At 70.6% G+C, this 21,641-nt stretch carries 19 protein-coding genes; 8 read left to right on the top strand and 11 right to left on the bottom strand.

What is annotated here, in order from left to right:
* The first annotated feature begins 1 nt into the window (after position 1).
* Genes ACLZN2_RS43680 through ACLZN2_RS43670 form a run of 3 tightly spaced genes read left to right on the top strand, consistent with a single transcriptional unit; the run spans position 2 to position 2,919 of the window.
* Complete coding sequence (locus tag ACLZN2_RS43680) at positions 2 to 1,117, top strand: winged helix DNA-binding domain-containing protein (RefSeq protein ID WP_416985346.1); 1,116 nt, start codon at positions 2 to 4, stop codon at positions 1,115 to 1,117.
* Positions 1,118 to 1,154: 37 nt separating this feature from the next.
* The gene (locus ACLZN2_RS43675) at positions 1,155 to 2,270 is read left to right on the top strand and encodes an acyl-CoA dehydrogenase family protein (protein ID WP_416985345.1); all 1,116 of its coding nucleotides are present in this window, start codon (positions 1,155 to 1,157) and stop codon (positions 2,268 to 2,270) included.
* Positions 2,271 to 2,313: 43 nt separating this feature from the next.
* The gene (locus ACLZN2_RS43670; protein WP_416985344.1) at positions 2,314 to 2,919 is read left to right on the top strand and encodes a response regulator transcription factor; all 606 of its coding nucleotides are present in this window, start codon (positions 2,314 to 2,316) and stop codon (positions 2,917 to 2,919) included.
* Positions 2,920 to 2,922: 3 nt separating this feature from the next.
* On the opposite strand, the gene ACLZN2_RS43665 is transcribed toward ACLZN2_RS43670, so the two are convergent.
* The 9 genes from ACLZN2_RS43665 to ACLZN2_RS43625 all read right to left on the bottom strand — a co-directional run bounded on the left by ACLZN2_RS43665 (position 2,923) and on the right by ACLZN2_RS43625 (position 15,486).
* A complete protein-coding gene (locus ACLZN2_RS43665; protein ID WP_416985343.1) occupies positions 2,923 to 4,134 on the bottom strand; it encodes a sensor histidine kinase in 1,212 nt (403 codons plus the stop codon).
* 81 nt (positions 4,135 to 4,215) lie between these two features.
* The gene (locus ACLZN2_RS43660) at positions 4,216 to 5,682 is read right to left on the bottom strand and encodes a SagB family peptide dehydrogenase (RefSeq protein ID WP_416985342.1); all 1,467 of its coding nucleotides are present in this window, start codon (positions 5,680 to 5,682) and stop codon (positions 4,216 to 4,218) included.
* Between the two features lie 69 nt (positions 5,683 to 5,751).
* Complete coding sequence (locus ACLZN2_RS43655) at positions 5,752 to 8,019, bottom strand: TOMM precursor leader peptide-binding protein (protein ID WP_416985341.1); 2,268 nt, start codon at positions 8,017 to 8,019, stop codon at positions 5,752 to 5,754.
* 1 nt (position 8,020) lies between these two features.
* Positions 8,021 to 8,158 (bottom strand): hypothetical protein, encoded by a 138-nt coding sequence (locus tag ACLZN2_RS43650; protein ID WP_416985340.1) that lies wholly within the window; start codon positions 8,156 to 8,158, stop codon positions 8,021 to 8,023.
* A 400-nt stretch (positions 8,159 to 8,558) separates the two neighbouring features.
* A complete protein-coding gene (locus tag ACLZN2_RS43645; protein WP_416985339.1) occupies positions 8,559 to 10,283 on the bottom strand; it encodes an MFS transporter in 1,725 nt (574 codons plus the stop codon).
* A gap of 45 nt (positions 10,284 to 10,328) precedes the next feature.
* On the bottom strand, positions 10,329 to 10,640 hold the full coding sequence (locus tag ACLZN2_RS43640; protein ID WP_416985338.1) for a cupin domain-containing protein: 312 nt from the start codon (positions 10,638 to 10,640) through the stop codon (positions 10,329 to 10,331).
* Positions 10,641 to 10,692: 52 nt separating this feature from the next.
* The gene (locus tag ACLZN2_RS43635) at positions 10,693 to 11,808 is read right to left on the bottom strand and encodes a Gfo/Idh/MocA family protein (protein ID WP_416985337.1); all 1,116 of its coding nucleotides are present in this window, start codon (positions 11,806 to 11,808) and stop codon (positions 10,693 to 10,695) included.
* Entirely contained in the window at positions 11,808 to 14,285 is a 2,478-nt protein-coding gene (gene uvrA / locus ACLZN2_RS43630) for an excinuclease ABC subunit UvrA (protein WP_416985380.1), read from the bottom strand. Before uvrA ends, ACLZN2_RS43635 begins: the two co-directional genes overlap by 1 nt.
* A gap of 43 nt (positions 14,286 to 14,328) precedes the next feature.
* Positions 14,329 to 15,486 carry a nucleotide disphospho-sugar-binding domain-containing protein gene (locus ACLZN2_RS43625; protein WP_416985336.1) on the bottom strand — a complete coding sequence of 386 codons (1,158 nt, stop codon included), beginning with the start codon at positions 15,484 to 15,486 and terminating at the stop codon, positions 14,329 to 14,331.
* A gap of 88 nt (positions 15,487 to 15,574) precedes the next feature.
* On the opposite strand from ACLZN2_RS43625, the gene ACLZN2_RS43620 reads away from it, so the two are divergent.
* Together ACLZN2_RS43620 and ACLZN2_RS43615 are read left to right on the top strand one after the other, a co-directional pair.
* Positions 15,575 to 16,267, top strand: a complete 693-nt coding sequence (locus ACLZN2_RS43620) for a dTDP-4-dehydrorhamnose 3,5-epimerase family protein (RefSeq protein ID WP_416985335.1) — start codon at positions 15,575 to 15,577, stop codon at positions 16,265 to 16,267.
* A 2-nt stretch (positions 16,268 to 16,269) separates the two neighbouring features.
* The gene (locus ACLZN2_RS43615; protein WP_416985334.1) at positions 16,270 to 17,487 is read left to right on the top strand and encodes a cytochrome P450; all 1,218 of its coding nucleotides are present in this window, start codon (positions 16,270 to 16,272) and stop codon (positions 17,485 to 17,487) included.
* Between the two features lie 91 nt (positions 17,488 to 17,578).
* Here ACLZN2_RS43615 and ACLZN2_RS43610 read toward each other — a convergent pair whose 3' ends face one another.
* Positions 17,579 to 18,358 carry an SDR family NAD(P)-dependent oxidoreductase gene (locus ACLZN2_RS43610; protein ID WP_416985333.1) on the bottom strand — a complete coding sequence of 260 codons (780 nt, stop codon included), beginning with the start codon at positions 18,356 to 18,358 and terminating at the stop codon, positions 17,579 to 17,581.
* 44 nt (positions 18,359 to 18,402) lie between these two features.
* A complete protein-coding gene (locus ACLZN2_RS43605; RefSeq protein WP_416985332.1) occupies positions 18,403 to 18,651 on the bottom strand; it encodes an acyl carrier protein in 249 nt (82 codons plus the stop codon).
* Positions 18,652 to 18,829: 178 nt separating this feature from the next.
* Here ACLZN2_RS43605 and ACLZN2_RS43600 point away from each other — a divergent pair, with 178 nt between their 5' ends.
* The 3 genes from ACLZN2_RS43600 to ACLZN2_RS43590 all read left to right on the top strand — a co-directional run bounded on the left by ACLZN2_RS43600 (position 18,830) and on the right by ACLZN2_RS43590 (position 21,636).
* Positions 18,830 to 20,245, top strand: a complete 1,416-nt coding sequence (locus tag ACLZN2_RS43600) for an NDP-hexose 2,3-dehydratase family protein (protein WP_416985331.1) — start codon at positions 18,830 to 18,832, stop codon at positions 20,243 to 20,245.
* Positions 20,246 to 20,272: 27 nt separating this feature from the next.
* Positions 20,273 to 20,677 carry a hypothetical protein gene (locus tag ACLZN2_RS43595; RefSeq protein WP_416985330.1) on the top strand — a complete coding sequence of 135 codons (405 nt, stop codon included), beginning with the start codon at positions 20,273 to 20,275 and terminating at the stop codon, positions 20,675 to 20,677.
* Between the two features lie 155 nt (positions 20,678 to 20,832).
* Positions 20,833 to 21,636, top strand: a complete 804-nt coding sequence (locus ACLZN2_RS43590) for an AfsR/SARP family transcriptional regulator (RefSeq protein ID WP_416985329.1) — start codon at positions 20,833 to 20,835, stop codon at positions 21,634 to 21,636.
* Positions 21,637 to 21,641 lie beyond the last annotated feature (5 nt).

The raw sequence follows: 21,641 nt of genomic DNA, 5'->3' as shown, positions 1-21,641 counted from the left end.
CATGAGTACCGCCGAAGGACCGGTCCTGAGCCCACGGGCGCTCAACCGGGCACTGATCCACCGCCAGTTGCTCGCCCAGCGGTCCGCGCTGTCGCCCGCGCAGGCCATCACCCACCTGGCCGGCCTGCAGGCCCAGGCCCCCAACCCGCCCTACATCGGGTTGTGGACACGGCTCACGGACTTCGCGGTCGAGGATCTGGCGGTCCTGGTCCGTGAGCGGAAGGTGGTGCGCATCGCCCTGATGCGCTCCACCATCCACCTCGTCACCGACGACGACTGCCTCGCCCTGCGTCCGCTGCTGGCCGAGATGCTGGCCCGCACGGTGAAGGGGCAGTTCGGCCGGCAGGTCGCGGGCCTGGACATCGACGAGATCGCCAAGCTGGGCACCGAGCTGGCCGAGGAGCGCGAGCTCACCTTCGCCGAGCTGGGTGCGCTCATGGCGGAGCGCTGGGCGGGTCACGACGCCAACGCGCTGGCCCAGACCGTGCGCAACCTGGTGCCGCTGGTCCAGGTTCCGCCGCGCGGTCTGTGGGGCCACAGCGGCCAGGCCGCCCACACCACCGCCGGGCGCTGGCTGGGCCGCGGGCTCGACCCGAACGCCTCCATCGACACCTACGTACGGCGCTACCTGGCCGCGTTCGGTCCGGCGAGCGTCAAGGACATGCAGAAGTGGTCCGGTCTGACCCGGCTGCGGGAGGCGTTCGCCCGGCTCGGGCCGGCGCTGCGCACCTACCGGGACGAGACCGGGACCGTGCTGTACGACCTCGCCGGGACGCAACTGCCGGACCCGGCCGAGGAGTTGCCCGCCCGGTATCTGCCGGAGTTCGACAACATCCTGCTCTCGCACGCCGACCGGGAACGGATCATGGCGCCGGAGTACCGCCCCCGGGTCTTCACCAGCAACGGCATCATCCGCGCCACCTTCCTGATCGACGGCTTCGTGCGGGGCCTCTGGCGGATCGATCGCGTCAAGGAGGCCGCCACCCTGGTCGTCCAGCCCTTCGTCCCGCTGGCGCGTCGGGACGTCGTCGAACTGACCGAGGAGGGGGAACGGCTGCTGCGCTTCGCCGCCTCCCCCGCCGGGCGCCACGACATCCGGTTCGAGCCGGTCGGCTGACACCCCGCGCGCCCACCACCTGAGGAGGTCGTTCCCCATGACTGTCGCCACCCTCTCCGCCGCCCGCGAACTGCTCGCGGCGGCCGACGAACTCGCCGCTCTCTCGGCCGAGCGCGCCGCCGCCGCCGACACCGCCGGGCGTCTGTCCCCGGACGTCGTCAGCGCCCTGCGCGCGAGCGGATTCGCCCGGCACTTCGTCTCCGCGCGCTGGGGCGGGACCGAGGGGACGGTCGCCGACCTCGTGCGGGGCGTCCTGCGGGTGTCGGCGTCCTGCGCCGCCACCGGCTGGTGCGTCGCGCTGCTGGCCGCGTCCTCCCGCTACGCCGCGCATCTGCCCGAGCAGGGGCACGAGAAGCTGTGGGGCTCCGGTGCCGACGCCCTCATCGCCACCGGCCTGGTCCCTACGGGCACGGCCGAGCGGGCCGAGAACGGCTACCGGCTCTCCGGTCGCTGGCAGTACGTCAGCGGTGTGGACTTCGCGGACTGGGTGCTGCTGTGCGCGAAGGTGCCCGAGGAGGACGCCAGGCCGCGCTTCTTCGCGCTGCCCAGGGGGACGTTCGGCGTGGTGGAGTCCTGGGACTGCGTCGGTATGCGGGCCACCGGCAGCCACACCGTGGTGGTCGACGACGTGTTCGTACCGGCGCATCTGTCCTTCGCCCGGAGCGAGATGGAGAGCGGCGCCAACAGCTGGTCCCGGCTGCCCGTCCACAACATCCCCTTCCAGGCGATCGGGGCCACGACCTTCGCCGTCCCCGCCGTGGGCGCCGCGGAGGGCGCGCTGGCGGCGGCCGTCCGCGTGCTGAAGGGCAAGCGGCTCACCGACGCGGTCCAGATCGATCTGGTCCGGGCCACGGCCCGGATCGACTCGGCGCGCCATCTGGTGGAGCAGAACGCCGCCGTGATCGACGGCCGGTCTTTCACGCCAAACTTTCTGGCACGCAATCAGCGGAATGCGTCGTTCGCCGGCGAACAGGCGGCCGAGGCCGTGACGGCGCTGGTGCGCGTGGCCGGCACCGCGGGACTGAGCGACTCGGGTGACCTGCAGCGCTTCTGGCGTGACGTCACCACGGCCACGAGTCATGTGGCACTGCGCTACGACATCACCCGTGCCGCGGCGAACTACAGTGCGGCGCTTGTCGAACAAGCCATCTGACGAAAGTCGCGTACCCGGCCGATTCCCATGCTTGAATGACCATGTGATCAGAGTCTTGCTGGCTGAGGATCTCCACATGCTACGCAGGGCACTTGTCTCCCTGCTGAGCCTCGAAGAGGACATAGAGGTCGTCGCGGAGCTTTCGAACGGCTCGGACGTCGTGGCGCGCGCGCAGGAGTGCAGCCCGGACGTGGCGGTGCTGGACATCGACCTGCCGGGCACGGACGGGATCAGTGTGGCGTCGGCGCTGCACACCACCCTCCCCGATTGCCGGACGCTGATCCTCACCGGTCTGGGGCAGCCCGGCCACCTGCGCCGGGCGGTGGCGGCCCACGCCCACGGCTTCCTGCCCAAGGACGCCGAGCCGGAGCGCCTGACCGCCGCGATCCGGGCCATCGCCAGGGGCGAGCGCGCGTTCGACGCGACGCTCGCCCTCGCCGCGCTGGAGAGCGAGCCCGCCGCGCTCACCTCCCGCGAGGTCGAGGTCCTACGGCTGGCCGCCCAGGGCGAGGAGGCCACCCAGATAGCCAGGAAACTCCACCTCGCCACCGGCACGGTACGCAACTACCTGACCACCGCGGTCACCAAACTGGGCGCCCGCAACCGCGTGGACGCCATCAGAATCGCCCGCGAGTCAGGTTGGCTGTGACCGTCAGGACCGTACGGTCGTCGGTGTCGCCGGGACGCCGTCCAGGGGCATTTCCAGGCGGAGTTCGAACCACCCGTTGTCGGTGACGCCGACGGTGAGGTGACCGCCGAGGCGTTTGACGCGGAAGGTCAGGTTCTCGATGCCGCTGCCGCCCTTGTGCGACGAGCCCTGAGCCGGCACGGTGCGGACCACGCCGTCGTTGGCCAGCCGGAACCAGACCGCGTCGCCCCGGCGCCCGGTCTCGATCTCGCACCGCCTGACCTCGCTGTGGCGCAGGATGTTGGTCAGCCCCTCGCGCAACACGGTGGCCAGCACGGTGTCCACCTCGGTCGGCAGCGTCTCGTACGCCACGCTGACCTTCGCCTGCACACCGAGCACCGCGAGCATGGCCTGGGCATCGCAGACCTCCGTGCGCAGGGACATCTTGCGGTAGCCGTGGGCGACGGCGCGGACGTCGGCGAGCGCCTGCCGGGAAATGCCGAGGACCTCGGAGATCTCCTGCCGGGCCTGGTCGGCGGGCATCGGCGTCAACCGGTAGGCGAGTTCACACTTGAGGGTGATCGTCGACAGGCTGTAGCCGAGCAGGTCGTGCAGGTCCCGGGCGAACCGCAACCGCTCCTGGGTGACCGCGAACTGGGCCAGCTCGGCACGGGACCGGTGCACCTCGGAGACCAGGTCGGTGAGCCGGGACAGCGCGAAGACGACGAGCCCGGTCAGGATGGTGGACACGGTGGTGTAAGAAACGTTCCTCCAACCGAGCCCGATGCCGAACTGCAGCACGTCCGTACTCAGGACGATGGCACCGAACGCCGCCCAGCCCTGTCGCGGATCGCGCAGCACCAGCAGCGCCGATCCCGCCAGCAGTCCGGGCAACGGCAGCCAGGCCTGCCCGAACTGCAGAAAGGGCACATAGGTCAGCAGGGCCTGCAGGAGCAGCAGGAACCACGCATGGCGGCCCAGCCGGGCCCCCAGACGAGGGGCCAGCCTGGGCAGCAGCCGCGGGAAGGAGATGCAGAACTGCAGCGCCAGCACCACCGCGAGCAGCCCCAGCGCCTCGGCCAGCAGGCCCGGTGGATGGTCGGCGGCCAGCAGGTAGGTGACCGCCACGAAGCTGAAGGCCAGCAGGATGACCGTGGTGATGGCCGCGGCGATCCTGGGTGCGAGCTGCTCGGCCGTTTCCTCGGTCTCACCGACCGGCAGGACAGTGGGTTCCATTGGTTCCATGCCGTCTCGACCGCTCCCCCGACGCGAGTCCCAGCTGGTGAAGGCGCACGATACCAGTCTTGTGACGGCCCCTCAATTCCCACAACTCCCCCGTTTACGACACGAGATCACCATGTCTCCGACACTCACCTCCACCCTCCAGTCCAGGCCGACGGCCCGCTGGAAGGCGTCCGCGTCGGCGACGGACAGGATGCGGGTCTGCAGGCCCATGGCCCGCGCCACCAGCGCCAGTGTCTGCTGGAGCGCGCCCACGTCCTTGAGGATGTTGCTGTAGGCCGTACCGCTGAACTTGTACGCGGCGCGCGCGAACCGGGCGGAGATGGCGACCAGCACGGACCCCGCCCCGGTCGACTCCGGGGCCTCGCACCGTGCCGCGCCCGCCAGACCGGCCGCGGCGCCGGGATCTCCGGTCATCCGCTCCAGGCCGTGGTCGAGCGGGTCGTAGTGGTACGCGCCCGGCGGCAGGCAGAACGCCTCCTCGTCGGCCAGGACGTACACCTCCAGCGCGTAACTGTCGTCGACACTGGGGTACGGGCGCTCGCTCGTCGGGTAGTCGGCCGGGTCGAAGCCCGCCGGCGGCAGCAGGGCGCGGACCCGCGCCGCCCGGTACAGCAGCGCGCCGAGCCGGTCGAGCGTCAGCTCGCCGTCCCCGGTGACCGGCAGGAGGCCGGGCTCCAGCACCGCGGTGAGGGGCGGGTCGGTGGCCGCCAGCCGGTCGAGGTCGGGCCGGGCGAGCGCGATCCGGTGCGCGGGGCGGGCCGGGTCCGCCGCGGCCGGCGGCTTGACCACCGGCGGCGGGGGCATCCGGCCGACCTGGGCGAAGGCGGCTCCGCGCGGCCGGCCGAGGCGCTCCCGCCGACTGCCGGAGTGCACCAGCAACTCGTCCGGTGACCAGCCTGTCAGCGCCGGATCGCGGTCCTCCGCGAAGGAGGGCTCGGCTAGCCCGTCCGCGACCACCAGGACCCCTGCGGCGACCAGATACGCCCGGACCGCCTCCACCACCGGGGAGTGGGGCGCGTCCACGTCGTCCGCCGTGCCGTCGACACGGCCCAGCATCCCCAGGACGCCGGGGTGGTGCAGGTCCACCCTGTGGTCGACGAGCGAGGACTCCACGCACAAGCCGCCCGGGGCGTGACGGATCACGGCGAAACGCGAGAGTCTGCAGGTCCGGCCCAGCAGCGGCTTCAGCCTGGTGAACCGGGCCCGTCCCGAGACCGGGACCACCGACAGCAGCGGCACCGCGCCGATGGCGAGGGTGCGCACTATCAGGTGCTGGAGCGGCCGGAGTTCGTCCAGCAGCTCCTCGACACCGCCTGGGGAGCCGGACGGCGGGGCCAGGACGTTACGGATGGCCACCGGCCCGAGCAGCATCCGGCGCACGGCCTCGCGCAGACCGGCGCTGGGCTCCTTGATCCGGAGATCCTCCCAGGGCGTCTCCAGCAGGATGGCGTCCTGGGGACCGGTGCCCAGATCGACAACGATGTCCTGCCGCAGGGACCAGAGATTGACCAATTGGGGGGCGAGACTGTCAAGGTGCACGGCTAATCCAAGGTGGGGGGATCACTGGGGCAATCGCAGGGGCAATGACACGGACGATCACAGGAACGCTCACAGGAACAGCGGGACCGGGTTGAGGTCCTCGTAGCGGGTCGGTTCGGTCAGGTCGCCCATGCGCACCGGGACGTCGTAGAGACGGCCGGGGGCGAACCGGGCCCAGTGGGGGCGCAGCCCGGGGACGACGACGCGGGCCACCGGCAGCCCGACGTCGGGACGGGTCTGGTCGAGCACGAGCAGTTCCAGTCCGGCCCGGCGGACGATCTGCTCCGCCAGGGCGACGTCCTCACGCAGATCGGCCCGGGCCCGGTACGGACGGGTGTCCGGGGTCGTCGCGGGACGCTCCGGATCGGGCAGCAGGTAGGGGAGTTCGGCGGCCCGTGCGGTGCGCATCCAGCGCAGCACCTCGGCGTCGCCGGTCCCGTAACCGTTGCCGTCTCCACCCACCTCCACGACGTACGGGAGCATCTGGTTCAGTTCGGTGAGGGCGCGGTGCAGCGCGATCCGGGGATCGAAGTGCGCGCCGAAGCCGAGGGTGATGTCCTCCTCGTTCTTGTCGGTACGGCGCGACAGCGCGACGACCGTGGGAATGCCGAGGTCGGCGGTGAGATCGAGGGCCCACACCTCACGGTGGAGGGAGGCGTGCACCATGCGCAGTTCGGCGATCCAGGGATCCGCGAAGGAGCCGAGGTCCACCTCGGGCCGGCGCAGCCGGTTGTACCACCACAGGGCTACGGCGTCCCGCTCGACCAGTTCCAGAAACCCCTGGAGCACCGCGTCCTCGAGACTGGCTCCCGCGGCCACGCCGTTGGAGGTGGCGAGGCAGTACGGACGGCCTACGAGGCGGGAGGCGCCGAAGTAGAGCAGTGCCGTGGGCAGCAGCCGGCGCCGCTGCCCGGTGAGCGACCACGCCGGGGTCCACTCGATCTCCCGGTCCTCGTCGAAGGGTTCGCAGATCTGCTGGAACGAGCCGTGCTCGGGGTTCCAGCGCCCGCGGTCGGCGAACTGCTCGGCGGCGAAGAGCTGGACGGTGTCGGGGTGGACGGCCTCCCCGCCCAGCGAACGGTGGCTCGCGCGCACCATCGGCTCGTCGCCCTGGAGATGGCCGCAGTGCCGCTCCAGCGCCTCGGCGAGCGCGCTCACCTGCGCCCGCAGCGGGGTGCTGCCCTTGCCCGCGCTGGTGGCACGCGGTCCGGCGCCCCGGCAGCGCGGGTCATGGTGGGCCAGGGCCAGGTTGTGCCCGGCGTGGAACACGTTGAGGAAGGCCGGGCCGCGCGGGTCGCGGCGGATCTCCCGGACCAGCCCGGTGAGCGGGTCCACATGATGGCCGTAGAGCCGGAGCATCTCCTCCGGACACAGCGCCCGGTGCCCGCCGCCCTCGCTGTCCGCCTTGGGCCGGGACGTCAGCACCACGGGTGCCTCGACCCGGGCGGCCACCAGAGCGGGGTCACCGCAGTCGCGGCACTGCGGGCGCCGCCGTACCGGATGATGACTGCCCGTCAGCACGAGCCCGTTCAGGGTCCACAGGGCCTCCTGGCCCGGGTGACGGTGCCCGGCCAGCCACTTGACCGCCTCCAGCACCGCCAGATGGAGCCCGGCGAGCAGGCTCGCCGGCACCGCGCAGGGGCGGCGGGGCAGCGGGCCGGAGCGGCCCAGCCCCTGCTGGAGGCCGTGCTCGACGGGGCGGCTGCGCCACAGCCGCTCGGCCAGGCAGGACCAGCACGGGCCGTCCGGCACGCCGAGGAACGGGCCGATCCAGGTCTCGGTGCCGTGGAGCTGGATCGGGAGCCAGCAGCGTCCCATCTCCCGGTACTCCCGGTCGAGTTCGCGCAGCCGGGGATCGAGATAGTCGTCGCAGGCCACCAGGACCAGCTCGGCGTCGGCCGCCGGCCCGGTGCGCAGACCGGCCGCCGCGACGGCGGCGCCCAGTGCCTCCGGGCCGACGCCCCCCACCGCCACGGTGTGCACGGTGGCCGCGGAGCGGACGGCGGCGCCGTCACCGAGACCGGCGGCGTCCCAGTACGCGCGCTCCGCGGCGTTGTCGGCCTGCCGCGCGGGCAGTTCGGCCAGCAGGTCGGCTTCGAAGAGACGGTCGAGCAGCCGCAGCGTTCGCTCGACCGGCAGCCGCCCGGACGCCTCCTCAAGGATGGCGTCGCGCGACCTGACTCCGTCCAGCAGCCCCGCGAGGTGGCAGATCTCCTCGCCGTGCAGCGTGGTGACGCGTCGCCCGGACACCAGGTAGACGGCGTCCCCGGGGACGATCTGGACCGTCAGGTGTTCCTTGAAGCCCAGGCGGAGCTTCTCCGAAGCCGACCGGATCACGTCAGGCCCCGGTGCGGTCCGTGGTGGCGGGCACCGCCGACTCGGCCCAGCACACGAAGGAATCGGTCGGCGCGGTCCACGGGCCGGCCGGGTTGTACTCCTCGATGAACAGGTCCTCGGAAACGTGCTGTGCGGCCATGGTCTTCCCCCTTCGATCGTCAGAGAACCGCATCGGGCGACGCGGTCGGTGTGACCGTGCGGTGCGCCGTCGTCCTGCCGGTCGGTGAATCCGTGGCGTCGGCGTCTGACCAGGAGTCTCGTCGAGAGGGCGAAGGCCGGGGTAGTGCCTCACTCACCGGACGGGGTGACGAATTCATGATCGCCGGATGACGGGTTCAGCAGGCTTCACCCGGGGATTGGCGGGGACCGGCTGCGGTGGCGAGGATGGATGCCGGAGCGCGACAGCGGTGACAACGATGCCGTTCGCCGCCGCGTCCGTGCGCCGCCGCGTCCGTGCGCCGACGGCCGTGCGGGCCGCGGCCCACGGGGTGTACTGCCCCGTGGGCCGCGGCCCGGCTTGCGTTACGGGTCGCGGCCGTTCAGGAGGTCTCCGCCGCGGCCTTCGGCGCCGCGCCGGCCTCGCTCCCGCCGTGCGCCGCGTTCTTACGGGGCAGCAGGAACGTCAGCAGGAGGGTGAGGACCATGCCGCCGATGAACCAGCGCAACGAGTGGGCGAAGGTGTCGGCGAACGTCAGCGCGTTGGTGTGCTTGCCCGCGTCGGCGTAGACCGCCGCGGCGTTCTGATTGCCGCTCAGGTCGGACGGGACCTTGGCGCAGCTCGGCGCCTGGACCGTCCAGTCCTTCTCCTTGGCCTGGTCGCTCGTGCACTGCACGAAGTAGTCCACGATCCGGTCCGCGCTCTGCCCGGTGACCGACACGGCGGCCAGGTCCTGGCGCAGCTGCGAGGCCGTGTCCCGGGCGTTGTCGGAGGCGTTGCCGCCCAGCGCGCCGAAGAAGATGACGCTGACCAGGGCCGTGCCGATGGCGAACCCGAGCTGCTGGTTGGTGTTGACCAGGCCGGAGGCCGAGCCCGCGTCCTTCATCGGGGCCTCGCTGGTGGCGATGTCCGGGATCGGGGACATCACCATGCCGAAGCCGAGCCCGAAGAGGGCCAGCGGGAGCGCCATCTGCCAGCTGGTGGCGCCGCTGCCGTAGTGCTCGACCACCCAGATGTAGGAGCCGAGGCCCAGCAGCACCAGCACCGCGCCGAGTTGCAGCAGCTTGCGCCCCATCTTGGCGGCGAGTACGGCGTACGACAGCGCGGAGGTGATGAAGGTGGCGATGCAGAACGGCAGGCTGGTCAGACCGGCATGGATCGGGGTCCAGCCCAGGCCGACCTGCATGTACAGGCTCCAGGACAGGAAGAACACGCCCACGCCGATGTTGAACGCCAGCTGCACGCCGAGCGCGGAGGAAAAGCTGCGCAGCCGGAACAGGTTGAGCGCGACCAGCGGCGAGCCGTCCTTGCGGGTGCGGGCCTGCTGCTGCTTGAGGAAGACGACCAGCGCGACCGGCGTCAGCGCGAGCAGGGCGAAGCCCCAGGCCGGCCAGCCCAGCTCGCGCCCCTGGATGAGCGGGAAGACGAGCAGGAAGAGGGTGACCGCGGCGAGGATCGCGCCGATGATGTCCAGCCGGAGCGCCACCGGCGCCCTGGACTCGGTGATGGTGGTCTGTCCCACGATCAGGCCGAACAGGCCGACGGGGACGTTGATCAGGAACACCAGCCGCCACTCCAGGCCGAACAGGTTCCACTCGACCAGCAGGCCGCCGAGGCTCAGCCCGGTGAGCGCGGCGAGGCCGGCCACCGTGCCGAACATGCCGAACGCCTTGGCGCGCTCCTCCGGCGGGAAGCTGACGTGGATGATGGCCAGGACCTGCGGCACCATGATCGAGGCGAAGCCGCCCTGCGCCAGCCGGGACACGATCAGCATGCCCGGGTCGACCGACACGGCGGCGGCCAGCGAGGCGAGGGTGAAGCCCGCCACGCCGATCTGGAAAATGCGCTTACGGCCGTAGATGTCGCCGAGCCGACCGCCGAGGATCAGCAGGAGGGCGAAGGCGAGCTGGTAGCCGGCGGTGACCCACTGGATGTCCGCGTAGCCGGCGTCGAGATCGTTTCGGATGGACGGGATGGCCACGTTCAGGATCGTGCTGTCGAGCATGTCCATGAACGCGGCCACGAGGATCACGGTCAGCGCGATCCAGCGCTTGGGATTGAGCTCTCCCTTCTGCTCTCCCGACGAGGTTGCTTCCAGAGCGGTCACGAGCTTCTCCTTCTATGGGGGGTGTGTGCGGCGGGGTTGTCGGTGTCAGAGCAGCACGTAGGGATGTGTGTCGCTCGGCGAGTAGGCGTGCGAGGCCACCTCCACCACCTGGGTGGGGCTGAGCGCCATGTAGCTGTGCACAAGGCGCGGGTGAACGGTGACCAGGTCCCCGGCCACCAGCACGGTGTCGACGCGCCGGCCGGTGTCGAGGTCGTAGTACGCGGCCCTCAGTTCGCCGGAGATCACGAACATCACCTCGGTCTTGTCGAGGTGGTAGTGGTTGCCGCGGCAGGGTCCGCCCGGCAGGCAGTCCCAGTAGGCGGCGAACCGGTAGGTGTCGCCGTTGGCGAACCTCACGAGATCTCCGGCGGGAGAGGAGAGCCTGCCCGGGCCGTCGCCGGGTATGACGTCACGGAATTTCGCGATGCGCTCGCAGCGGAGTTTGTCGGTGACAGCGGAGTTCATAGGGCCCCTCTCGGATCTCCCAGCTCGGAACAGGGTGCTGTGCAGCGCTGGAAGCGGCCTCGTCCGCCGCTCGAACCTCGGTCACCAGCCGGGCCACCGCCACGGCCCGCTCCTGGTGCCGCTCGCGAAGACCGCGCCCCGCGCGCGGCCCGTGCCGGACGGCGCGCGAGAACGCGCGTACGGCCCCGAGATACTGGTCGTCGGGGGGCAGGACCAGTTCCTCGGTGCCGTCCGGCCGCTCCAGGCGGATCACCGGGCGGTGGTCGGCGGGCGGCGCGTAGGCGCGCTCGACCCGGATCCGGCCCGCGCTCCCCCACAGCTCGTACGCCGACCGGTAGGCGTGCTCCATGCCGAACACCACCTGCGCGGTCACCCCGTCCGGTGCGGCCAGCAGGACCGCGCCGCCGGTGTCCACGCCGTGCACGGGGTGCCGGCGCAGCCGCGCCCCGCAGACCGTGAGCGCGGGGCCGAGGAAGAGGCGGGCGGCGAGCAGTGGATGGACGGCGATGTCCAGCAGGGCGCCGCCGCCCAGGTCCGCGTCGTAGCGGATGTCGCCCCGCGGCGGTGCGGGAATGGCGAACTCCCCTGTGAAGCTTCGTAGTTCACCGATGGCACCGTCCGCGAGCAGGTCCCCGATCCGCTGGTGCAGGCGGTGGTGGGGAAACATGAAGTTCTCGGCGAGCACCAGGCCGCGCGCGGCAGCCAGCTCGAAGAGCCGGTCGGTGGAGTGGACGTCGCCCGTCAGCGGCTTCTCGCCGAGGACGTGCTTGCCCGCCAGCAGCGCTCGTTCGATCCACCGGGCGTGCAGGGCCACCGGCAGCGGCACATAGACGGCCTCCACCTCCGGGTCGGCGAGCAGGCGTTCGTAGCCCGTCACGGCCGCGCAGCCGTACCGGTCGGCCACCTCGCGGGCCCGGGCGCCGTCCCGGCTGGCCACGGCCACCACCCGGCTGCCGGGGTCCGCCGCGAAGGCGGGCAGCACCCGGCGGCGGGCGATGTCCGCACACCCCAGGACACCGATACGCACCTGCTCCGAGCCCGGCAAGGGGGACCGCTTCATCACGGACGCCCGCTCATCCCCAGCACGTCGCGCAGGAAGCGCCCGGTGTGGCCGTCCGGCTGCCCGGCCACCTGCTCGGGGGTGCCCGCGGCCACCAGCGCGCCGCCTCCGTCTCCGCCTTCCGGACCGATGTCCACCACCCAGTCCGCCGTCTTGATCAGGTCGAGGTTGTGCGAGACCGCGAGCACGGTGTGTCCCTTGTCCACCAGGCTGTGCAGCACCGACAGCAACCGGTCGACATCGCTGGAGTGCAGGCCGGTGGTCGGCTCGTCCAGCAGGTAGAGGGTGTGCGCGCCCGCCCTGCGCTGCAGTTCGTTGGCGAGCTTGACGCGCTGGGCCTCGCCGCCGGAGAGCGTGGTCGCGGACTGCCCCAGTCGCAGATAGCCCAGGCCGACCTCGTCGAGCACGCGCAGCGGGGCCTCGATCACGGACTCCCCCGCGAAGAACTCCAGCGCCTCCTCGATGGGCATGTCCAGCACCTCGGCGATGTTCTTGCCGCGGTAACGGATCTCCAGCGTCTCCGCGTTGTAGCGGGTGCCGTTGCAGGTCTCGCAGTGCAGGAAGACATCGGGCAGCAGCTGCATCTCGATCTTGATGGAGCCGTCGCCGGTGCAGGTCTCGCAGCGCCCGCCCGCCGAGTTGAAGGAGAACCGGCCGGGCTTGTAGCGGCGCTTCTTCGCCTCCGGGGTCTGGCAGAACACCTTGCGGATGCTGTCGAAGACGCCGGTGTACGTCGCCGGAGTCGACCGGCCCGAACGCCCGATCGGCGCCTGGTCCACCTTGATCACACGGTCGACGAGGTGCAGGCCCTCGATCCGGGTGTGGGCCCCCGGCGCCGGTGCGTCGCCGCCCAGCGCGCCCTCCACCGCCGGGTAGAGGATGTCGTCCACCAGCGTGGACTTGCCGGCCCCCGACACCCCGGTCACCGCGATGAAGGTGCCGAGCGGGAAGGAGACGTCGAACCCGGCGAGGTTGTTCTCCTTCGCGCCGTACACGGCGATCCGGCGGTCCGGCGCCGGAGGCCGTCGGCTCTCGGGCACCGCGATGCCGCGCGTCCCGCTCGTGTAGCCGCCCGTCGGCGAGTTCACGTCGCCGAGCAACTGCTCGACCGGGCCGCTGTACAGCAGTTCGCCGCCGTGCTCGCCGGCGGCGGGACCGAGTTCCACCACCCAGTCCGCGGCCTTGATCATCTGGTGGTCGTGCTCGACGATCAGCACCGTGTTGCCCTGGTCCCGCAGGTCCTGCAGCGTGGCCACCAGCTTCTCGATGTCCCTGGGGTGCAGACCGGTGGTCGGCTCGTCCAGGACGTACAGCAGGCCGAACATGTCGGTGCCGAGCAGGCCGGCCAGCCGGATGCGCTGCGACTCGCCACCGGACAGGGTGCGCGCCGGACGGTCCAGAGTGAGGTACTCCAGCCCCATCCGCGCCAGATGGCCGAGCCGCTGGACGATCTCCTCCAGGGCCTGGCCCACGGCGGCACGCTCCCGCCCGGACACGTCCAGCTCCTGGAAGAAGCGCAGCGACACGGAGACCGGCAGCGCCGTGACCTCCGAGATGCCGCGCCCGGCCACCCGGACCGCGAGCTGCGCCGGGTTGAGCCTGCCGCCCCCGCACTCGCCGCAGGGGGCCGGCCGCATGTAGTTCTCCAGCTGGCCGAAGTTCTCGCCGCCGGACTTGCGGTACCGCTCGTAGAGCCAGGGCACCACCCCGGTGAACACCACGTCCTTGACCGGGTCGCCCGGCTTGTCGAACTTCCTGGCCCGGACCTTGATGTCGGTGCCGTGCAGCAGCTTGTGCCGCAGTTCCTCGGAGAGTTCCTCCCAGGGCGTGTTCTCGTCCTCGCCCTCCAGTTGCGCCACCGCCCGGGCCTTCATCCGCTCCGGTTCGGTGAACGTGGGCCGCCAGGGCGTGATCGCGCCCTCCACCAGGGAGCGGGCCGGATCGGCGACGAGGGTCGTGGGGTCCACCTCGAGACGGGTGCCGACGCCCTGGCAGGCGGTGCACTGGCCGAAGGGCAGATTGAAGGAGAAGGCCCCGTTGGTCATCTCGGGCAGGGCGGTGTCGTGGCCCTGCGGACAGGCGTCCTCGCTCAGCTCGGTCCCGCACACGGTGCAGTGCGGGTGTCCGATCCGCGCGAACACCACCCGCAGCAGGTCGTACACCTCGGTGACCGTGCCCACCGTGGAGCGCGGGCTGCGGGAGGCCGACGAACGCTGGTCGACGGCGACCGCCGAGCACAGGCCGCCGATGTGGTCCACGTCCGGCTTGTCCATCTGGTGCATGAACTGCCGGGCGAAGGTCGACATGCTCTGCAGCTGGCGTCGCTGGCCCTCGGCGTAGATGGTCGCGAAGGCCAGGGAGGACTTGCCCGATCCGGAGACACCGGTGAACACCGTGAGGTTGCGGTGCGGCAGGTCCACGTCGACGCCGCGCAGATTGTGCTCGCGGGCGCCGCGAACCTGGAGCGTCTCCGGCAGCAGGTGCGCGCGGCTGTTCGTGTTGCTCAACGGGGTCCCTTCCCTACCGTCCCGGCCTGGCGCCGGCGAGTTCTTCGACGAGGGGCACCACGGCCGCCGGGGACGGCATGGCAGCCACCTCCGCGCGCAGCGCCTCGGCCTTGACCCGGTACGAGTCGTCCTCGAGCAGGGCCCGGCAGTTCTCCACGACGGCGTCCGGATCGATCGGCTGTTCCACCATCTGGCGGGCGGAGCCGTACGCGGTGACGCGGCGCGCGCTGTCGTACTGTTCGGCGACGATCGGCTGTGGGACCAGGAGCTGCGGCAGCCCCGCAAGGATCGCCGCCATGGTGGAGCCGCCGCCGCAGTGATGGACCACCAGGTCGCACGAGGGCAGGACCGAGGCCAGCGGCAGGAAACCGGCGGCCAGCACCGCGTCGGGCAGCGGGCCCAGCTCGGGTACGACGTCGTCGGCGACCGCGACGAGCAGTTCCACCCCGAGTGCGGGCAGCGAGTTGACCAGGTCCCTGAGCACTCGGGCGCCACCGGCCGCCGGGGCCACCGTGCCCAGCGTGAGCAGCAGACGGGGGCGCGTGCGCTCGTCGAAGACCCAGGACGGCACGGTGGCCGGGGGGTCGTACTGGACGTAGCGCATCGGGACGCCGTGGCGGCCGCCGCTGGGCAGCAGCGAGGCCGGGCAGGGCTCCAGCGCCAGGTCCGGCTCGGGCAGGGCGCCCAGGCCCAGCTCGGACAGCTCCGGCGTCAGCTCGTCGGCCCCCGACTTGTCCATCTCGCGGAAGTAGCCGAGGCCGACGCCGTGCTCGATCCACGGGATGCCCTTCACCTGCGCCACGACGCCGGCCGCGTAGGTGTGCGGCTCGGCGAGGATGACGTCGGGCTTCCACTTCTCGGTGACGTCGAGGAGGCCGGGCAGGGTACGCGCCGCGAGCCTGCCGAAGCCGCGGCCGGCCTGCTCCAGCATCTGGGGCTCTTCACGCGCGAAGGCGATGGGGTTTCCCTGCCGGTCGTGGGCCATGACCTCGCGCATGTGCATCGGCCCGTAGGTCGGGATGAAGGGCAGCCCGGAGCCGTTGGCCATGGGCGCAAGGCTCTCCGGTGCGGCGACCAGCACGTCGTGACCTGCCGCGCGCAGTGCCCAGGCCAGCGGTACGACGGGACAGTAGAGCCCGTAGCTCGGGCCGGTGCTCACGAGAATCCTCATGCTGAGCACCCAACTCCCCTTCACTCGAGCCTTGCTTGAGCCGCCGCCACCAGCGCCGCTCTAGCCGGATCTCGTAGCTTCGCGGGCCATGGAGATCGAGGAGATGGCCGTGCGGGACGCCTACCGCATCCGGCCGCGAATCCACGGCGACGAGCGGGGTGCGTTCTTCGAGTCCTTCCGGGACAGGGAGTTCACCCGGGTCACCGGCCATGTGTTCCGGCCGGTGCAGACCAACTTCTCCGTCAACCACCGCGCCGTGCTGCGCGGGATGCACGGGGTGAGCCTGCCGCCGGGCCAGGCCAAGTACGTCACCTGTGTCCGCGGCGCCGTGCTGGACATCGTGCTGGACGTACGCGTCGGTTCGCCGACCTTCGGCGCGCACGACGTCAATCTGCTGGAGCCCGGCAAGGGGACGGCCGTGTTCCTGCCCGACGGGATGGCGCACGGTTTCATCTCACTGACCCAGGATTCCTGTGTGAGCTATGTGTTCGACACCCCGTACGTCCCGGGCACGCCCTTCGAGCTCAACCCGTTCGACCCGGATCTGGCACTGCCCTGGGCCTTGACGGAGGAACCGGTGGTGGCGGAGAAGGATCTTCGGGCACCGGGCCTGTCCCGGGCCGCCGAACTCGGCATCCTGCCCCGCTACGAGGACTGCCTGGCGCACTACGCCCGGCAGCGCACTGCTCTGCCCTCTGAATCCGCCTCGGAATCCGCCTCGGAATCCGCCTCTGAGTTCACCTCGGAATTCACCTCAGAATTCGCCGGAGAAAAGGAGTAGCCATGTCGGTGAACGCCGCAGAATCCACGACCGAGCAATCAGCCTTTCCCTACAAGCGCAAGTGCCCCTTCTCCATGCCCCAGGAGTACGGGCCCATGATGGAGAAGGGGTCGGTGACCAAGGTCGGCCTCACCACCGGGCTGGAGGTCTGGGCGGTCACCGACTACCACCTGATCCGCCAACTGCTGACCGACCCGCGGATCAGTTCCTCGCGCAAGCACGAGAACTTTCCCTTCTACTTCGAGGCCCCGCCGGAGTTCCGCACCGAGACCTCCTTCATCGGATACGACGCCCCCGAGCACACCACCACCCGCCGCAAGGCCGCCGTCACCTTCACCAACCGCCGGGTGCAGCAGCTGCGCGAGAAGATCGCCGAGAACGTGGACCTCCGCCTCGACGCCCTGGAGGCCGCGGGCTCGCCGGCCGACCTGCACGAGGTGGTCTCGCTCCCGGTACCGATGTCGATGATCTGCGAGCTGCTCGGAGTGCCGTACGAGGACCACGAGTTCTTCGCCATGCACGGCACCAACCTGCTCGGCGGCCACAGCACCCCCGAACAGCGCCAGGCCGCGATGGTGGAGGTGGGCGGCTACCTGGAGAAGCTGGTCGGTCTCAAGGAGCGCGAGCCCGGCGACGACCTGCTCAGCCGGGCGATCGTCGCCTACCGGGAGTCCGGCGAGGAGTACACGACGCGCGACCTGGTCAACCTGTGCCGGCTGCTGATGAACGGCGGGCACGAGACCACCGCCAACATGATCTCCCTGTGCACCATGGCCCTGCTGCGCAACCCGGACCAGCTGGAGCAGCTCAAGGCCGACCCGTCGCTGATCGGCCCGGCCGTCGAGGAACTCGTCCGCTACATCACCATCGGCGACCTGGCCATTCCCCGGGTCGCCCTGGACGACATCGAGCTCGACGGCGTGACCATCAAGAAGGGCGACGGCATCCTGTGCCTGGCCCTGCCCGCCAACCGCGACGCCACGGTCTTCGAGCGGCCGGACGAGCTGATCCTCTCCCGCGGCACCCGGCGCCACCTCGGTTTCGGCCACGGCGCGCACTACTGCATCGGCGCGGACCTGGCCCGGGTCGAGCTGGAGATCGCCCTCACCAAGATCTTCGAGCGCTTCCCGAACCTCCGGTTGGCGGTGCCCTTCGAGGACATCCGCACCAAGGAGGGCTCCGTCGTCTACGGTGTGTGGTCGCTGCCGGTCGCGTGGTGAACACGACTTGAGGGAGGGAGTGCCCGCACTCCCTCCCTCCACTGTGTGCCGTTCTGTCGCCGAGTGCGCGGCGGCCGGAGCCGTCGCGCACTCAGTAGTTGCCCAGACCGCCGCAGACGTTGATCGCCTGCGCCGTGATGGACGCCGCGGTGTCGGTCACCAGGTAGGAGACCAGGCCCGCGACCTCCTCCGGGGTCGAGTAACGGCCCAGCGGTATCTTCGCGTTGAACTTCTCCAGGACGTCCTGTTCGGAGACGCCCCAGAAGTCCGCGTACCCGGACCGGACCCGCTCGGCCATCGGTGTCTCGACGTATCCGGGACACACCGCGTTGACGGTGATGCCCGTCTTCGCCAGTTCGAGACCGACGGCCTTGGTGAAGCCGACGACCCCGTGCTTGGACGCCGAGTAGGGCGACGCGTAGACGACCCCCTGCTTGCCTCCGGTGGAGGCGACGCTGACGATCCGCCCGTAGCCGTTCTCGCCCATCCGGCCGGACGCCAGCACCTCTCTGGTCACGCGGAAGACACCGTTGAGGTTGGTGTCGATCACATCGAGCCAGAGCTCCTCGTCGAGCTGCGCGATCTCCCCGCCGCCGCCCCGGCCGGCGTTGTTGACCAGGATGTCGATACGGCCGAAGCGCTCCACGGCCGCCGCGACGGCGGCCCGCACATCGGCGGTGGAGGTCACGTCGCACGGTCCGCCGGCCACCTCCAGCCCCTCCGAAGCGAGCTTCGCCACCGTCTCGGCCAGCTTGTCGGCGTCCCGGGCGCACCCGTACACCGCGATCCCCTGCTCCGCGAGGGTCCGGGTCACCGCGAGTCCGATGCCGCTGCTTGCTCCGGTGACGAAAGCCACCCGCCTGTCACTCATCGGGGTTCCTCCCGTCTCTTCCCGTCCCTTCCCGTCCGGGCCCCTCACGCGGCGAACTTGGCGTTCACGAAGTCCGTCAGCGCCTGCGGCGTGCTCAGGTGCTCGATGTCGTCGGTGATGTCGACCCCGTACTCCCGCTTGATCAGGGCCGCGGTCTCCAGCAGGGCGAGCGAGTCGTAGCCGAGTTCACTGAACGTGGTCTCGCCGATTTCGCCGGCGAGCTGCTCCGACTCGTCCTCGCCCGCGCTGATCCGCAGAATGTCCTTGAGCCGCTCGATCGTCAGTTCCGCCATGTCCATCTCCCGTGTCGGAGGGTTGTCCGTGCTCTGAAAATCTCTTCCGGACGACTCAAATCGCGCTCGTGGACGCCTGGAAAACCGACTTCACGAGCAACGCTCCAGTAGCGCTGCCGCGGAATTCGAGCGGTCCCGTCCAGCGTGGGCGGACCAACGAATCCCAGCCAGCGAGGGTGTGTCGGACGTGATAAGTCTGAAGCCACGGGAGGACATCGGTCTTCCCAGCCGACTTGCCGATTCCGCCAAGCGGACGGCGGGCGTTCAGATGCGTATGGACGAGTTCGACGCGTGGCTGGCCGAACGGGCGGCTGCGCATGATTTCACGGTCGATCGCATTCCGTTCTCCGGGCTGCGCGGCTGGCATTTCGAGAACGACATCGGAAACCTGGTGCACGACAGCGGCCGCTTCTTCTCCGTGGAGGGCCTCTGCCTGCGCACCCCCGGGTGCGCCGACCGGTTCCAGCCGATCATCAACCAACCGGAGGTCGGAATACTCGGGATTCTCGTCAAGGAGTTCGACGGGATCCTGCATTTCCTGATGCAGGCCAAGATGGAGCCGGGCAATCCCGTGCCGCTGATGCTCTCGCCGACTGTCCAGGCGACCCGGAGCAACTACACCCAGGTCCACCGGGGTTCCCCGGTCAGGTACCTGGAGTACTTCACGGGGCGGCGTCCGGCGCGGGTGATGGCCGACGTGCTGCAGTCCGAGCACGGCGACTGGTTCTACCGCAAACGCAACCGGAACATGCTCGTCGAGGCGGACGCCGACGACGTCGTACCGCCGGCCGACGACTTCTGCTGGCTGACCCTCGGGCAGATCAACGCCCTGCTGGCCCGGGACAACGTGATCAACATGGACTCGCGCACGGTGCTGGCGTGCCTGCCCCTGGGGGGACCCGGCGCCGAGTCCGCCGACCGGTTCGGCCGGTCGCTGACCGCCTCGCGCGACCCCGACGCCGGCGCGGTGTCGACCATGGCCGAGCTGCTGAGCTGGTTCACCGGGCTGCGGACCGAATGCCGGCTCGACGCCGGCCGGCTGCCGCTGGGCGCCCTGCCGGGCTGGCACCGCGACGACAAGGAGATCAGCCGGGACGACGGCCGTCGCTTCCGGGTGGTCGCCGTCGACGTGCGGGCCGGCAACCGGGAGGTCACCAGCTGGTCCCAGCCGCTCATCGAGCCCGTCGGCACGGGCCTGTCGGCCTTCCTGGTCCGGGAGTTCGACGGGGTGCTCCACGTACTCGTGCGCGCCAGGACCGAGGGCGGCTTCCTGGACGGCGTCGAACTGGGCCCGACGGTCCAGTGCATGTCCGCCTGCGAACTGGAGGAGGAGACCTCGCCGTTCCTCGCCCGGATCCCCGCCGCGGGCTCCCCGCTGATCCGCTACGAGGCACTCCACGCCGAGGAGGGCGGCCGGTTCCTGAACGCGGTCAGCCGGTATGTCATCGCGGAGGCGGACGGGCCGGCACCCGGCGCGCTGCCCCCCGACCACGCCTGGGTGACCGTGGGCCAGCTCACCGCCCTGCTCCGGCACAGCCAATACGTCGACGTGCAGGCACGCACCCTCGTGGCCTGCCTGAACTCCCTCGGCTAGGCGGCACACGGGGGAAAGGAGCGGAAGATGGCACAGCGGCGCCCCCGTCCCGTCGTCGCGGTCATGTGGACGGTGGACGGCAGCCTCGTGCGCTGCGCCGCCGGCCTGGCCGAGGAACACGGCGGCGATCTCGTCGTCGTCCTGGTCGTACGACGGCCGTGGACCCTGCTGCTCGACTGCTCCCTGGCCGCCGCGTTCGACTCCACGGATCTCGAACTGGAGTCCCTGCTCAAGGTCGGGGCGTGCCTGGAGGGCACGGCTGTGAGGTGGACCCTGCACACGGCCTACAGCGACACCGGCAGGGCCGTCGCCGGCCTGGTCAGGAGGAGCGAGCCCGGCTGGCTCGTGCTGGGCCGCCGTCGCTGGAGGCACACCGCCAGGATGGTGGGCTCTCCCGCCCTCCCCGAGGACACCAAGGTGCTGATCGTCTGATCCGCTCTCGTCACGCGTATGAAAATCCCATACCCGGGTCCTGTGAACCTCATGCGTATTGGTGATCGCGGCAGTTCCGAGCCTCAAACAGCTTGTGCATTCTTCAAAGGGAACATCAGAGGCTGCAAAGAAGCGTCACGTAGAGGGGGAATAAGTTGCTGGAAATAAACGTGCTCGGGCCGATGGAGGCCACGGGGGCGGGCCGGTGCATCGCGCCGACGGCGGCGAAACCGCGCCAGGTCCTGGCACTGCTGGCACTGCGGGCCGGTGAGGTCGTGTCGGTGTCCACCCTTGTCGAGGAGATCTGGGGTGAGAAACCACCGCGGAGCGCACTGACGACCTTGCAGACCTACATCCTGCAACTGCGCAGACTGATCGGCCGCGTCGTGCTGTCGGGCTCGGCGAAGGACGTCCTGCTGACCCGCTACAACGGCTACCTGTTCACCCCCGAGGGTGTGATGGTGGACGCCCAGCTCTACGACGGGCTCGTCGACGAGGCCAACCAGGCATCGGAGAACGGCGACCACGTGGAGGCGTACCGGCTGGCCCGGCAGGCGCTCGACCTGTGGTCCGGGGACGCCCTGGTCGACGTACTACGAGGGGTTCATCTCAGCATCGAGGCCACGCGTCTGGAACAGAGCCGGCTGGGTCTGCTCGAGACCCGTATCGACGCCGAACTGCATCTGGGCAGGCACCACATGCTGCTCGGCGAGCTGGCGGTGCTGGTCGCCCGCAATCCGCTGCACGAGAACTTCTGCGCCAAGCTGATGGTCGCCCTCTACCGCTCGGGGCAGCGCTGGCGCGCACTGGAGGTCTACCAGCGCGTACGGACCGAGCTCGCCGACGAACTCGGGCTGGAGCCGTCGGCGCGACTGCAGCAGTTGCAGCACGCGATCCTGTCCGCGGATCCCGCGCTCGACTTCGTCGCCCCGACCGTGCTGTTCACGCAGCCGACGTGACCGGG

This window comes from Streptomyces sp. T028, from assembly GCF_048159505.1.
In the GTDB taxonomy this organism is placed as follows: Bacteria; Actinomycetota; Actinomycetes; order Streptomycetales; family Streptomycetaceae; genus Streptomyces.
Note: the sequence above shows the minus strand (reverse complement) of the source record. Positions and strands in the feature narration are given on the sequence as shown.